This is a genomic window from Winogradskyella maritima (assembly GCF_042650215.1).
Taxonomy (GTDB): Bacteria; Bacteroidota; Bacteroidia; order Flavobacteriales; family Flavobacteriaceae; genus Winogradskyella; species Winogradskyella maritima.
The window spans coordinates 1-13,360 of record NZ_JBHSAT010000023.1; the positions used below are offsets into that span (position 1 = coordinate 1).

The 13,360-nt window shown below is 33.9% G+C and carries 15 protein-coding genes; 10 read left to right on the forward strand and 5 right to left on the reverse strand.

Annotated features, from left to right (window positions below; all coding sequences use genetic code 11):
* Positions 1-482 precede the first annotated feature (482 nt).
* The 6 genes from ACFOSX_RS13060 (at position 483) to ACFOSX_RS13085 (ending at position 5,780) form a co-directional block, all read left to right on the forward strand.
* Positions 483-1,277 (forward strand): DMP19 family protein, encoded by a 795-nt coding sequence (locus ACFOSX_RS13060; protein WP_386102000.1) that lies wholly within the window; start codon positions 483-485, stop codon positions 1,275-1,277.
* A 158-nt stretch (positions 1,278-1,435) separates the two neighbouring features.
* Complete coding sequence (locus ACFOSX_RS13065) at positions 1,436-2,434, forward strand: hypothetical protein (RefSeq protein WP_386102003.1); 999 nt, start codon at positions 1,436-1,438, stop codon at positions 2,432-2,434.
* Positions 2,435-2,816: 382 nt separating this feature from the next.
* Positions 2,817-3,608 (forward strand): DUF6090 family protein, encoded by a 792-nt coding sequence (locus tag ACFOSX_RS13070; protein WP_386102006.1) that lies wholly within the window; start codon positions 2,817-2,819, stop codon positions 3,606-3,608.
* 38 nt (positions 3,609-3,646) lie between these two features.
* Positions 3,647-4,363, forward strand: coding sequence for a hypothetical protein (locus ACFOSX_RS13075; RefSeq protein ID WP_386102009.1), 717 nt, complete (start codon positions 3,647-3,649; stop codon positions 4,361-4,363).
* A 195-nt stretch (positions 4,364-4,558) separates the two neighbouring features.
* A complete protein-coding gene (locus ACFOSX_RS13080) occupies positions 4,559-5,293 on the forward strand; it encodes a DUF6090 family protein (protein WP_386102012.1) in 735 nt (244 codons plus the stop codon).
* A gap of 139 nt (positions 5,294-5,432) precedes the next feature.
* Positions 5,433-5,780: a hypothetical protein gene (locus ACFOSX_RS13085; RefSeq protein WP_386102015.1), complete on the forward strand. Its 348-nt coding sequence runs from the start codon at positions 5,433-5,435 to the stop codon at positions 5,778-5,780.
* Positions 5,781-5,876: 96 nt separating this feature from the next.
* On the opposite strand, the gene trxB is transcribed toward ACFOSX_RS13085, so the two are convergent.
* Positions 5,877-6,860 (reverse strand): thioredoxin-disulfide reductase, encoded by a 984-nt coding sequence (gene trxB, locus ACFOSX_RS13090; RefSeq protein ID WP_386102018.1) that lies wholly within the window; start codon positions 6,858-6,860, stop codon positions 5,877-5,879.
* A gap of 161 nt (positions 6,861-7,021) precedes the next feature.
* Here trxB and ACFOSX_RS13095 point away from each other — a divergent pair, with 161 nt between their 5' ends.
* From ACFOSX_RS13095 to ACFOSX_RS13105, 3 genes are all read left to right on the forward strand, one after another.
* Positions 7,022-7,501 carry a hypothetical protein gene (locus ACFOSX_RS13095; RefSeq protein WP_386102021.1) on the forward strand — a complete coding sequence of 160 codons (480 nt, stop codon included), beginning with the start codon at positions 7,022-7,024 and terminating at the stop codon, positions 7,499-7,501.
* 226 nt (positions 7,502-7,727) lie between these two features.
* Positions 7,728-8,759, forward strand: coding sequence for a helix-turn-helix domain-containing protein (locus ACFOSX_RS13100; RefSeq protein ID WP_386102024.1), 1,032 nt, complete (start codon positions 7,728-7,730; stop codon positions 8,757-8,759).
* A 171-nt stretch (positions 8,760-8,930) separates the two neighbouring features.
* The gene (locus tag ACFOSX_RS13105) at positions 8,931-9,980 is read left to right on the forward strand and encodes a helix-turn-helix domain-containing protein (RefSeq protein ID WP_386102027.1); all 1,050 of its coding nucleotides are present in this window, start codon (positions 8,931-8,933) and stop codon (positions 9,978-9,980) included.
* On the opposite strand, the gene ACFOSX_RS13110 is transcribed toward ACFOSX_RS13105, so the two are convergent.
* Positions 9,957-10,661 (reverse strand): SOS response-associated peptidase family protein, encoded by a 705-nt coding sequence (locus ACFOSX_RS13110; protein WP_386102030.1) that lies wholly within the window; start codon positions 10,659-10,661, stop codon positions 9,957-9,959. The two genes, ACFOSX_RS13105 and ACFOSX_RS13110, sit on opposite strands and share 24 nt — an antisense overlap.
* 202 nt (positions 10,662-10,863) lie before the next feature.
* Here ACFOSX_RS13110 and ACFOSX_RS13115 point away from each other — a divergent pair, with 202 nt between their 5' ends.
* Entirely contained in the window at positions 10,864-11,916 is a 1,053-nt protein-coding gene (locus ACFOSX_RS13115; RefSeq protein ID WP_386102033.1) for a helix-turn-helix transcriptional regulator, read from the forward strand.
* Positions 11,917-11,937: 21 nt separating this feature from the next.
* Here the strand turns inward: ACFOSX_RS13115 and ACFOSX_RS13120 are convergent, their stop codons facing one another.
* The 3 genes from ACFOSX_RS13120 to ACFOSX_RS13130 form a co-directional block, all read right to left on the reverse strand.
* The gene (locus ACFOSX_RS13120; RefSeq protein ID WP_386102036.1) at positions 11,938-12,477 is read right to left on the reverse strand and encodes a hypothetical protein; all 540 of its coding nucleotides are present in this window, start codon (positions 12,475-12,477) and stop codon (positions 11,938-11,940) included.
* 51 nt (positions 12,478-12,528) lie between these two features.
* Positions 12,529-12,663, reverse strand: coding sequence for a hypothetical protein (locus ACFOSX_RS13125; RefSeq protein ID WP_386102039.1), 135 nt, complete (start codon positions 12,661-12,663; stop codon positions 12,529-12,531).
* A gap of 143 nt (positions 12,664-12,806) precedes the next feature.
* The gene (locus ACFOSX_RS13130) at positions 12,807-13,256 is read right to left on the reverse strand and encodes a ferritin-like domain-containing protein (protein ID WP_386102042.1); all 450 of its coding nucleotides are present in this window, start codon (positions 13,254-13,256) and stop codon (positions 12,807-12,809) included.
* Positions 13,257-13,360 lie beyond the last annotated feature (104 nt).

Genomic DNA, 13,360 nt, shown 5'->3' on the forward strand with positions numbered 1-13,360 from the left:
AGAGAGGGGATTTTCAATGTTGACGAAGTCTAGGCTTCTACGTGTATAATAACCTTGATCCTCTCTTTTGTCTTTTCTGTTTATAACTCTAAATTTAATGGATTGTAAACTTAAGACGTGTATAATTCATTGCTAGTTCTAGCCTACTTACGAAAGTCCTCGCGGACTTTCTATCTGTGATTTATTTGCTAACTTAGTGCCTAATGTCGTTTTTATCCTGTTTTATTCAGGATAAAAACGACAGAATGATTAATAAATTAGCTGAAATAGCTTATGCTTGTTTTATTTGTTACGTACAAAAAAGCTTACTATTATAATTACTAGCTTCAATCTCATTTGTCCAAATTTTGCTAATATTTTTAGCTTTTAATGCTACTTCTGTGATTTTTTTACTTTTCATAAATGCTACACCGAATTGCTTCATCAGCGGGAGTCATACGCACATCAGCCATCAACGGCGCTTGAGCACAAGGTAACTCAACATGTCTCTGGCTACCTGTCTGCCTCTGGCGGGAACGCTCCCGACGCTTCGGGATGGCACGACCCAATCTGTATTTGCGTTTTTATGTAACTTGCAGTTACAACAAACACAAATCCAGGGTCGCACTGCGCGTAGCCCTTCCGTTAGCCACAATGTAACCAAACCAATGAACAAAAGGATAATAACGATAATGATTCTAACATCTATTTTAAGTTTTTTCGGATGCAAAAAACAACCTGAAAAATCTAAAGACGAAATTGAAATGGACAAAATATTAGATGATTGGAACAATCGGAAAATATATAAAGTTCTTACATCTGAAATTATCAATAAAATTCCTGATGACGAACTTGAACAAGCTGTTTTCGATAATATCTATGAAAATATAAAAAATGACTTTGATAATGAATTTGAAAATCTAAATAAATTATCAAATGGACAACAAGCGTTTTGGTCAACTTGGATTTTAGAAGGAGAAGTTAATAATGGAGGATTTAACCAATTCTATTTTAATTCTAGTGGACAATTTTTTAAAATGGCTGAAATAGGATTTAAAACAATTGGAGCGGAAAAACATGCGGAATTAACTACTCGTGCGAATAAAATATATGCAGAGAATAAAGAGCGTTTAGAGGAATTTGATGACGGAACTATGGAAAGTTTCAGTGAATCTTATAAAGACAATCCTTTAAATAAACTTGATGATGAATTTTACGAATTAGGAGATATAGAAAGTATTAGCGATTTACGAATTAAATATATTCGAGAAAACGTAAAAGAATTTACAACTGAATAAATAACACAGTGGCTAAAACCGTGTATAATACATTTCTAGCACTCGCCCACCTACGAACCCCGAAGATTCGGGAGTCCCAAATTTTCTATTCAGTTAGTATTTACTAAATTAGTTACGGAAACCTGCAACACCATTAAGATGCATCTGAACAACACATTATGAATAAATTTTCAATAATCTTGCTAACGGTGTTTCTAAGCGTGAGTTGCAACGCACAACATATCCCAACCAAAGCTGAAATTGTTGAACATTACGGATTTCAACAAAAATCCATTAAGGCTAACAATGATGACATTGTCTTTTACACCTATAAGAAAGGTAATCAAGCAAAAACCAAACTTATCGTTTATCTACAAGGTAGCGACCCAAGTCCTCAATTTTCTTACCGAATTAAGGATGGAAACGTTCAGAAACTCTGCTGGCTTAATGGAGAATTTAAAACTATTTCCGAAGACTATCTATACGTAGTGATTGAAAAAATTGGTTTTGAAAAAGCTATCAATGAAGATGACATACCTAAACCAAAAATCTATCAAGAGAAGAATTCTTTAGACAATAGAGTGTCAAGAGCAAATGCTGTTATTGAACACCTAACATCCAAAACTGATTTTGAGAAAGTTATTGTCTATGGCCATTCCGAAGGTGCTCCGGTTGGCGCTAAATTAGCGAGCATAAACACCAAAATTACACATCTAGGGTTTTGGGCCGGAAATGCTTTACCAGATTATTACGATTTTATACTTGAAAATAGGATAGAGTATTACAAAGGCAAAATTTCTGATTCCGTAGCGCAATCTCGAATCGATAAGACCATTGACGCATTTAAAAACCTAGTTAAAGACTATTTAAATACCAGCGGTAGTGGATATACCAACCTAAGATGGTGGTCCTATGCAGAACCACCAATTAATAACTTGCTGAAATTAGACATCCCTATTTTCGTTCAGGTTGCAACAATGGATAAAAGCGCACCAATTGAAAGCACTTATCTTATTCCGTTGGAATTTGCACGATTGAAAAAATCAAACCTTACCTATAACGTTTGTGTAGGTTGTGACCACGGCTTTAATCTGAAACACAAAGATGGAAAGGTAGAACGAAAATGGGGCCAAATTTTTGAAGACTTTATTATCTGGACTGAGAAAAACACGCACTAAAACTGTTAAATTACTATTCGTTTTCATTCTATACCACCTTGTGGTTACATTACTTAAGTCGTAACAAATGTTTCTCTGAATTTTCCATTCAGAGGTGATGAAATTAAAAGATTCTTAGATGATTATGGGTTATTATGTGATTGATGATAAAGGTTAAAACTACGGTGGTTTAGAACTAATTAAGGTAATAACCCACCGTACTATCTATAACAAATTCTAATCTCTACATATACCTCTAATTTCATTGGCTTAGCACTACTTAAAACGCAGAGTTTTTAGAAGGCAGTTTGTATATGGTTTTTAGTACCTTGCAGTACAACAGACACAAAATCAAGGCTATACTTAGCTAAGACTTGTCGTTGTCATCAATACCAACCAACCAATGATTAAGTTTTTCCGAAACATAAGACTAAGACTCCTTTCTGAAAACTCGCCAGAAGGACGGACAAGCAGATTCAGCAAGTATCTACTTTATGCCATCGGTGAAATTATTCTCGTTGTCATCGGGATTTTGATTGCTTTACAGATTAATAACAACAACGAGTTAAACAAACAAAGAGCAAAAGAAGTACAGTTTTTAAAAAATCTTAAGGCAGATTTAGTTTTTGAAGAAAGCGAACTTGAACGCTATATCGGTATTAGAGAAAGTATAGTTAACTCCGCCCAAACGGCACTTGAACACTTTAATGGTAAGCCGGTAGAAAATATTCAAATGTTTAATTACCATACATTTAACGTGGGTATATGGCAAGAATTTCAGAGAAACAACAACACGTATTTAGAATTATTGAATTCTGGAAATTTAACCATCATTTCAAACGACTCCATTAAAAATGGTCTCCTAAATTTAGACTTAATTCACAAACAAATTATATCCTACAGAGACCATTTAAGACATGATTTAGAACACTATTTCTACAATCCTTGGTTCAATACTGTAGATTTAGACCCGTTGGCTAATAGCTTCCTGTCTTACGCCAATAATGGAGCCTTTGATAATACCATAGAACTTTCGAGACCTGAATTAGAACAACTTTTAAATAACAAGTTATTTAAAAACGGATTTGTTTTAGCCGTATTCACCAATGCCTTAATTATTGAAGATTACAAAAGCATGAAAGAATTAAACAAAACTGTAGTTGAATTGATTTCCAAAGAAATTACAAAAGACTAACAATGCTAAAATTCTTCCGAAAAATACGCTATGACCTTATGGAGAAAAATAAAACTGGAAAGTATTTGAAATATGCAATCGGTGAAATTATACTTGTAGTTGTCGGAATTTTGATTGCCTTGCAAATCAATAATTGGAATGAAGAAGTTGGTAAAACAAAAGTTGAAAAGGAAATTATACAAGAGATAATATCTGATCTAAAGGAAAGTAGAAAACAACTCATAGAACTGTCAAAAAAGGATAGCGGAACATTACCTAGATATATAAGGTCAATGAAGTTGGTTGAAGACTATTTTATTGACCAACCAGTTTACAATGATTCTATGGCTATTCATTTTACCCGAATCTTTAATTTTTCGAATATAGATTACAAAATAACAGGTTACGAAACACTTAAGTCCCTTGGATTTAATATAATTAAAGATAGACAGATAAGAGAGAATATAGGTATATACTTTACTCAAACTGTACCTCAAACTTATAGACAGTTTGAATTAGTGAAACAGGAACAATATGAATATATAACTGAACATCAAAAAAAAGACTTTAATACAATATTTTTAGAAAATTCTACTGGAAGTAAAGTTATTCATGTGCCCATTGACTACAAAAATTTAAGACTAAATAGAGATTTCAGACAAGCTGTAAAAATGTATCGTTTTATCACTGATTTATACTTTGAAAACACTATAGAATCTCTAAGTGAAACTAATAAACTGATTTCAACGCTAGAAGAACATCTCAACAACTATTGAAGAGATAAAATTTGCTTGTAAAATTCAATAAGGAAAGGAAAAATAACAAAAGTACAACCACTATCCAATGCTAAAATTCTTACGGAAAATACGTTATCGAAACACAATTTTGTTTAAGCAAAACCAAATGTCCACAGGACATTTGGTGGAGATAGCTTCCGAAACTTCGGGACGGAAAAAACAGAAACTATAAATATGATTAAGTTCTTCAGAAAGATTAGAAAATCGATGTTAGACCAAAACAAAACCTCACGCTACCTTAAATACGCCATAGGAGAAATAATTCTGGTTGTCATTGGTATTTTAATCGCTTTATCTATTAATAATTGGAATGAAAATAGAAAATCGAAAAAAGTAGCTAACGAAATCTATCTGAACTTACAAAACTCACTCGTTCAAGATTCAACTGAAGTTCAGCGTATAATTAAATCACAAAGTAAGAGCTTAAACGTACAGAAGGAGTTGATTTTAAATCAAGCGAGTCAAGAGTCCATTGCATTTGAAGACACTAATCTTAGTCAATTGATTTCAGATATAGGATCGGGAGTCTATAGTTTCTTCCCAAAGACTGGGATTTATAACTCAATCGTCTCCAATAACTCAATGGACCTCATTAAATCAAAGAAAGTAAAGGCCTCATTAGTCAATCTCTATGACCATCAGTATGAGAGACATGCCATCATGGATGCCACAATCGAAAATAAGTACCATTTCCAACTATTTCCTGTCATTTATAAAAAAATTGGCTATTTACAGAATGTAGATGAAAATCCTGACCCTTTATTATTCAAAGAACATTACGAAGAATTAGTTGCTGAATGTAGAAACGTTTATGGCATTTTAAATTCAAATAAAAATTTGCTCATTCAAATCAGCAAAGATATAGATGTACTGTTACAATTAATTAGAGCTGAACTTGAAAAAAACTGAATGTAACAGGCCAAAACCTTCACATTTAAAAAAAACAAACTACGCTTAAAATTAGATTTCAGTTAGAGTTCTTTGGGTTTTTAGAAACCCTATTGTGATGCTTTTTATCAAATAACTTATCTTTATAAAAAAACATATCATGAAAAAAGCACTCCTACTCTTGAGCCTAATGTTTCTTGGAAGTAACATAAGCCTTGCACAAGACATTATTGAATTAGAACCTACTGACAGTATGTCCATAGCAGGTAAAGGCCCTGGACAAGATGCCGCTATCAATCCCTATTTGGGAATGGATTCTGTAGCCATAGTAGAAAATATTGGTAAGAATGAATTTTCAATTCGGCTTCAAAAAAAGGGCGCAATTCTTAAAACCATAAGCATTAAGAAAGGCGAAAAGAAAAAGGTGGAGCTCTTAAAAGGTGTTGAAATGTATTTTGACGCTGAGGACTATGCCAAAGCAAAGGTGGAATTTAAACCTATCAGCTAGCGAGATAATTTATAATAGGATATCACAAAAAAACTGGGTTTTAAACACACTCATGATGTTTAAATCCCAGTTTCCTATTCTTTGTGTATAAGATGTTTAATTATACGTCGGCGTAGACACTTCAAAACTAGCATCCTTAGCTGCGAGGTAACGTTCAGCATCTAAGGCAGCCATACAACCTGTTCCTGCTGCAGTAATAGCTTGTCGGTAAACATGGTCTGCCGCATCGCCACTTACAAACACACCTTCAACATTGGTTTTACTGGTTCCTGGTGAAGCATTAATAATATAGCCTGTTTCATCCAAATCCAAGTAGCCTTTAAAAATATCGGTATTTGGCTTGTGCCCAATAGCCACAAAGAATCCAGTAGCGTCAATAGTCTGCTCCTCACCCGTCTGATTGTTCTTTACTCTTACACCAGTCACTACTTGACCATCTCCTAAAACTTCTTCAGTTTCAGTATTGAAAAGGATTTCAATATTTGCCGTATTCTTTACACGCTCTGCCATAATCTTAGACGCTCTAAAGACATCACGGCGCACCAACATGGTTACTTTTTTACAGAGCTTAGATAAATAATGTGCTTCTTCACATGCAGAATCTCCAGCACCTACAATTACAACTTCCTGATTTCTATAGAAGAATCCATCACAAACCGCACAGGCAGAAACACCACCACCAAGCTTTAAATATTTTTGTTCTGAAGGCAATCCTAAATATTTTGCTGAAGCGCCTGTTGAGATAATTACAGTTTCAGCATGAATCTCTTTGGTTTCGTTAATCCAAACTTTGTGGATTTCGCCGTTGAAATCAACTTTGGTCACCCATCCGTGTCGTACGTCGGTTCCAAAACGTTCAGCTTGCTTTTGCAATTGTATCATCATTTCTGGTCCTGTAATCCCATCCGGATAACCAGGAAAATTCTCTACATCATTGGTAGTAGTCAACTGACCTCCAGGTTGCTCACCTTGGTATAATACAGGAAACATGTTAGCTCTTGCGGCATAAATCGCCGCCGTGTAACCCGCAGGCCCAGAGCCTATAATTAAACATTTTACTTTTTCAATAGCGTCTGACATAATCGTTCAATTTTATACAAACAAAAGTAGGATTTTAGGTATAGAACTTACAGAGAAGTTATTAACATGGTCAATGGTAAAATCAATTCAAACTATGACAAAAATAGAATTGACAAAAATTTTGTAACTTATTGAAAATACCATCATTAAACTCACAAACCATGAAAACTTTAGTATGGATAGCATGTTGCCTAAGCCTTGTGGCTTGTCAACAAAACAAAAACACTGATTCTGATAGCACAATAACTGTAGATTACGAAGACACTGTTGTGAATGAATTATCTATTGAAGGCAACTGGGAAATGACTGGTTACTACAATTACAAGGACGACAAAGTTGTAGATTCTTTTGCCACCGATGCTGGGCACCGCCAAATTAAAATGTATAGTAAGGACAAAGTAATGTGGTGTAAATTGGTTCCAGCAGACTCTTCTGAATGGTTTGCCTACGGCACTTTTAAAACTACAGACAGTACGTTGGTTGAAACTATGGATTTTGGCTCACAGACGATGAACAATATTATTGCTGAGAATAATGAATTTAAATTCAGGTTGGTTTTGGATAATAACAAATTCTCCCAGATTGCTGTGGATGAAAGTGGGCATTTTGTCTATTCTGAAAATTATAAACGTATTAAATAAAAAAGCGAACATCAAAGTGTGATGTCCGCCTTTCTGGGTTACCAAGCCCTAACTAAACTAATAAATTTGTTGACTAAAAAAATTTATTACCGCTAAATTTGCTTTGTAAAATTAATGCAACTTATCGCCTCAAAAGTGCTGAATCGATATCAAAATTAACCTTATGCGTTTTTTTAGATATTTTCCCAAGAACTGTCCCTACCTTTAACTATAATTTTATAGCAAAATGTATACATCCATAACCGTAAAGGCTGATAACGCCAAGAATATTGTTAAGCAATTAGAGAAGGCTTTTGAAGGTTCCCTGGAGTCCGAAAACAATGAACATTGTCTAGAAATTCCAGAAAAAAGAGGTTCGGGTTATTTAAAAGCTACAATTTTTGAAAATGGCTTATCTGTAATAGAAGCTGATTTTCTCCTGAATAAATCACTAAAGATTGAATTGAAAAAAGAGAGTACCAACCCCCTTTCTATCCTTTTTAATTCTGAATCTTCAATTACCCATATAGAATCTTCATCCAACACAAAGACAGACATCAATAAGTTTGAAAGTATTATGTTCTCTAACGATATGAAGGATTTCAACACATTAGTGATTGATAAAGAAAAAGCCACGTGTTTTATCATGTTGGTGATTAACCGTAGAAAGTTTGAGCCTAAAGTGTGTGATTTTTTAGATTCCATGCCTCCAGAAATTGAAACTATTTTTCAAGATTTAAACGGAGTAAATCTATTCTGTTACAAAGGATTTTATTCCTTGGAAACTGCAGAGGCTATTGACAGTATAAAAAATACAGATAAAGAAGGGCTTCTGAAGTCTATCTTTATAGAAAGTAAGGCGTTTGAAATGCTGGCCTACCAATTACAGCAATTCTCCGATGACCAAAATGATCCTGAAAAACGGGAAATCTTAAGAAAGTCCACACTTGATAAAGTGGAAAAAGCAGCCGAATTGGTTAAAAACGATTTGGCAACAACTATGAGTGTTAACCAACTCGCCAAAAAGGTTGGGCTGAATCAAAACACTTTACAATCGGGATTTCAGCGCTTGTTTAAAAGTTCTGTTAACGATTACATCAAATCTAAACGCATCGTTAAAGCCAAGGAACTCATAGAAACTAGTGATATGAATATCACTGAAATCACCTATGCCGTAGGTATTAACTCCCGAAGTTATTTTTCCAAACTCTTCAAGGAAAAGTATAAAATGACCCCTAACAAATACCTAAAACAGAGCAGAGAAAATCGTTCTGCATAAGCTATTTTCTTAACTTTTGTTTAACCTTTAATACCTTCGGTTAGACACAAAACGAGTCTATTTTGTTATTCTTTGTTGCAAAATTGCTAAGGCATTTTTGACTATTCCTGTTTTTTTGTACTTCGAAATTAAAGGATAATAAAATCCATTAGAAATAGTATTGGGTAATTTATGAATACATATCATATTGATTTAGCACTCAATCAACCATATTTAGAACAACTAAATTTTCACTTAAACGGAGAACTTACCAGCTCCCAAAATGAAGTGGTTCTAACATTTAATAATAGTTTAGGAAAAGGAAAAGTACAAGCCACTTTTTTTAATAAGGGTATGGCATTGTATCGTTACCAGTTACAGTTTATTGATGATACTGAAATTATTTGTTCTGGCGATGCATCTAATCCTTTAGCCTTTATTTATATGACTGCAGGTTCAATATCTTACAATCCATATAGTGATAATGTAGAGCCAGTTTCTATTGAACAGTACCAAAACTGCATTCTTAGAAATAATATTAGTGCTCGCGACATATTTATTTTTCAAGGACAAACCACGGTTGAATTGACCATTGTGAAAGTCGTAGCTGAAACTTTTATACAACATAAAAATCTTGAAATATCGACTATAAATGACGAGTTAAAAGATATACTAGTCACTCCTGAAGAAGATTTGCCTCTTGTACATTTGGGCAATTTTAATCTAGGTCTTAAAGATATGATGGCTAAACCTGCGTCTATAAAAATGTCCCCTTCTGTAAGACAGCTCGATTTGGAAAGTAAATGCTACCGAATCATTGCAACGCAATTAAGTGACTACCAAAAGTCTTTGCAACAAAATAGTTATCCCAATTTCATCTCCAAGTCTGACCTTATTAGACTTAAAGCCATAAGCGATTATATATCGGAAAATATCAACGAATTTAAAACTGTAGCAGAACTCTGTTCTAAATACGGTTATACACAGCGCAAGCTTCAGGCTATGTTTAGATTATATCATGGTATGTCCATTAATTCATTTGTAAAGCTGAAGAAGATGGAAATGGCAAGAGACCTTATTGAAAACAGTAACTATTCTATTTCAGAAATTGTATATCAGATTGGTTATAAGAGTCGTAGTTATTTCTCAAAACTGTTTTTTGATAGCTACGGTATTCTGCCTATGAAGTACAGGGAGAAATTCAAAAAGCAAGCACAATCATTTCAGAGAAAGAAGCGGTAATTTTTGATAATGTGCCGGTTTTAGAATATCATCGAAAATGATGTTATTCTTAAAAAATTCTTTAGAAATTGGATGAGCCTTAAGCTCAGGACTAACAAAATCCTTCAATAGCTCACGGTTTATCTCACCTTTTCCCTGTAACCAAAACTGTGAGGTTATGTCATCTAATACTATCGGCATGCTGTTACCAAGATTGTGAATGCTCTTATACCTATTTTCCGTTTGGCTTGTTAAAACCGTAGTCGTAAAGAAACCATCCTCGAGTTTTGTATAAATTCCGGCTAAGGCAAAAGGATGTTTGTCTTTTCGGTATACATAGAATGGATAAACTTCGCCTTTATGCATAAAGCTGGTGAAAAATCCAGTAACTAAAATACTACAGCGATTATACTCAGAAATATCTTTTACCCATTGGCGCTTATTTAAATCATCAACGTCAATATTTAAGGTATTGTCTAAAGTTTGAAAATCCTCCCAATCTTCCCTAAAATCTGGAGGTAAGATTCCCCAGATAGCATGGTTTATTTCTTTAGGACTCGTATTTCTGATTATAGGTATGGATTGCTCCTGTAAGCCATTTATTATAGGTTCACTTTCATACAAAAACGGGTACTTGAACTTGGCATTGAACATCTGCTCAACGCGTTCTAATTCTGCCGTTATGGAAAGTTTATAAAACACACTATAATTTTAATGCAAGTACGGCATTGATGTGCTTTTAAATTGTTCATAAAGCACTAAAAAGTGACCCAATAAAAGTTTAACACAACCTTATTATTTTTTCACTTTGGCTGTAAACCGTTACAGATAACCTCAATCGTGTTACCGTCCTAGCTATCAATAGGTTAAATTTACAGTATAAAGAAATTAAACAAATATCATTATGAGTCAGCAATTATTTAATATGGAGTCCCAGCTCAAGACATTGGAGTTGAGTGATATAAGGGGTCCTAAGCCATTGGCTCATGTATATGACCATAGCTTAAGCCATGACCTTGGTAAAGGTCTAATTCGTTTTTTAAAATTAGATTTAGGTTTTAGAGTCGTTGAAATAGACGCACACTTTAGTAGCAACATTGAATTGAGATTATACGATTCTGATTCATTTCTCTATTTTATTTATGTGAACGAAGGTATTGTCTACCATAAATTTGAAGACCAAAACAAAATAGCTCATGTTGAAGAACTCAGCCCAGCTATTGTAGGAAGCCATAAATCCAGTACCAATGTACTTTATTTAAAAAATAACAGACCTGTGAAACTTAATATGGTCTGTATTGATAAGGAGGCGTTCTTTAAAGCACATCACCCAAGTCCGAATTTAATTACCACTAAAACAGATGACTTATTAAAGTCGCTCAACATGTTGCATGACTATTTGTATTTATGTTCTAGCAACCTCAACCTGTCTGAAAAATTAAGAGGAATAAGAACCCTAGAGCGTTCTGAAGAGTTTTTGGATTTATTGGACTTAAAAAGCCAGTACCAAATGGTATTGGGAATTTATCTTAATCAATTCTACCAAGAACTTTACGTAAAGCGTGTGAAATCGACTTTAAGTAACCAAGAGTTACAACATGTACGAAAACTAACGGAATATATTGTTGATAATCCTGAAGTACAACATACCATTAAAAAGCTCTGCTTTCAATCCACGCTTTCTCCTGCAAAATTACAGGAAGGATTCAAGTCTATGCATGGCACTACGGTATCTGACTTCATTAGAAACGTAAGATTGGATAAAGCAAAAATGCTGTTCAGTACCACGGATTACAATGTTTCTGAAGTCGTTTACATGATAGGAATTACAAGCCGAAGCTATTTCTGCAAAATATTTAAAAAACGATTTGGTATCAGCCCAAGTGTTTATAGAAACGAACACAAGGATGATATTTCCTTGAATGATTTAGTTACTATAGAAGATAATAACAGCTAAGAATTCTAAGCTTTTTTAATTTTATTCTTCTTCAGAATCAGCATCATCTAAAATAATATCGGAGGTTTCTTGATTAAGTCCAGCGACTCTAATCACGCGACCTACGGTATTATATAGCATAAGAATTACTACAACCATAAATCCACTTAAAAAAGAGGAACAAGCTAGAGTCAACCAATAAATAGTCACATACCAATTGGTAGGGACATTTTCAGATTCCACAATAGGAATATTAAACATCTGAAACAGAACAATTGCCGTGATAAACAATATGGTATCAAAGCGTGCCACGTTAATAATTCCGAAATAAAAGCTATCCTTCAATTTAGCGTCTAGTCCAGCACTTATACCGATAACGGTAAGCAACAATGCCAAAATAGTAGCAGAACCTAAAATAACTGTATTACAGAGCATATTGATACCCGGTATAGACGATTCCAATAAGTTTCGTGCTTCATAACCCGATAAATTTCCAAGGGAAAAAATACCGATACCAACAAACAACATTGTTAATAAACCTCCATAAATAGGGCGTTTATTTTGTAATAAAAATTTCTTCATAGCGCATAAAAAAAGGCCTTAATATCTTAAGACCTTTATGTTTTAATGTTTTTAATCTACTGCATCCTCAACATCATCCGCAACATCTTCGACATCGTCGGCAACATCGTTATTGGTTTCTCTACAGCTCGTTAAGGCTGTTGAAAACGTAAACATAAGGACAAATACTAAAAGTAATTTTTTCATATCAGTTGGTTTTAATTAATATAATTTAATAAATGTCGAAATTACTCCGTAGAATTCCGTGCTCTAAAGCAATAAGCATTGGCCTAAAAAAAGAAAGCCGAGCAATGCTCGGCTTTCTTCAATCTTTCTTTTTCAATATATTATTATCTGATGTCTTCCATTCTTTTAATGTTAGACAGATCATTCTCAATAGAATTTTTCTGAGTTTCCAACAAAGACTTTGTACTTGCTGGCAAGCTTGTCTCGTTTAAAATCTCACAATATTCCTCTACAGATGCTTTCTCGCCTCTAATGGCTTCTTCTAACATTGCTTCAGAATCTTCATTAGAAAATAATGCTTTTACATCCATCCAAGAACGGTGTAATGCACCTGTTACACTTCCGCCTTTATCAACTTCCTGTCCAAAGCTTCTAATTTCAGACTTTAACTCATGTCCAAAATCGTAACGCTCTTGCGCTTTTCTGTTGAAAAAGTTTTTCAATGCCGTTTCACTCGTGTTCTCGGCGGCCTTTTTATAGCCTTTTTCAGCGTCGTATGTTTTTTCTAATAATTCATTTAATTTGTTTCCTACTTCTTCTGTATATGTACTCATTTTCATAATTTTTAAATGTGACAATTAGATGATGCTTGTCACGTGGCATCTTTATCTTACACTACTAAAATACAATGATTAAAGCGTTGAGATTTGTTCTAAAC

Excerpts from the sequence above, each read along its gene's own strand:
- ACFOSX_RS13105 (WP_386102027.1), top strand. The coding sequence starts at position 8,931 with ATGAATACATATCATATTGATTTAGCACTCAATCAACCATATTTAGAA.
- trxB (WP_386102018.1), bottom strand. The coding sequence starts at position 6,860 with ATGTCAGACGCTATTGAAAAAGTAAAATGTTTAATTATAGGCTCTGGG.
- ACFOSX_RS13075 (WP_386102009.1), top strand. The coding sequence starts at position 3,647 with ATGGAGAAAAATAAAACTGGAAAGTATTTGAAATATGCAATCGGTGAA.
- ACFOSX_RS13120 (WP_386102036.1), bottom strand. The coding sequence starts at position 12,477 with ATGAAGAAATTTTTATTACAAAATAAACGCCCTATTTATGGAGGTTTA.
- ACFOSX_RS13085 (WP_386102015.1), top strand. The coding sequence starts at position 5,433 with ATGAAAAAAGCACTCCTACTCTTGAGCCTAATGTTTCTTGGAAGTAAC.
- ACFOSX_RS13065 (WP_386102003.1), top strand. The coding sequence starts at position 1,436 with ATGAATAAATTTTCAATAATCTTGCTAACGGTGTTTCTAAGCGTGAGT.
- ACFOSX_RS13070 (WP_386102006.1), top strand. The coding sequence starts at position 2,817 with ATGATTAAGTTTTTCCGAAACATAAGACTAAGACTCCTTTCTGAAAAC.
- ACFOSX_RS13080 (WP_386102012.1), top strand. The coding sequence starts at position 4,559 with ATGATTAAGTTCTTCAGAAAGATTAGAAAATCGATGTTAGACCAAAAC.
- ACFOSX_RS13125 (WP_386102039.1), bottom strand. The coding sequence starts at position 12,663 with ATGAAAAAATTACTTTTAGTATTTGTCCTTATGTTTACGTTTTCAACA.
- ACFOSX_RS13130 (WP_386102042.1), bottom strand. The coding sequence starts at position 13,256 with ATGAGTACATATACAGAAGAAGTAGGAAACAAATTAAATGAATTATTA.
- ACFOSX_RS13100 (WP_386102024.1), top strand. The coding sequence starts at position 7,728 with ATGTATACATCCATAACCGTAAAGGCTGATAACGCCAAGAATATTGTT.
- ACFOSX_RS13060 (WP_386102000.1), top strand. The coding sequence starts at position 483 with ATGTCTCTGGCTACCTGTCTGCCTCTGGCGGGAACGCTCCCGACGCTT.
- ACFOSX_RS13115 (WP_386102033.1), top strand. The coding sequence starts at position 10,864 with ATGAGTCAGCAATTATTTAATATGGAGTCCCAGCTCAAGACATTGGAG.
- ACFOSX_RS13095 (WP_386102021.1), top strand. The coding sequence starts at position 7,022 with ATGAAAACTTTAGTATGGATAGCATGTTGCCTAAGCCTTGTGGCTTGT.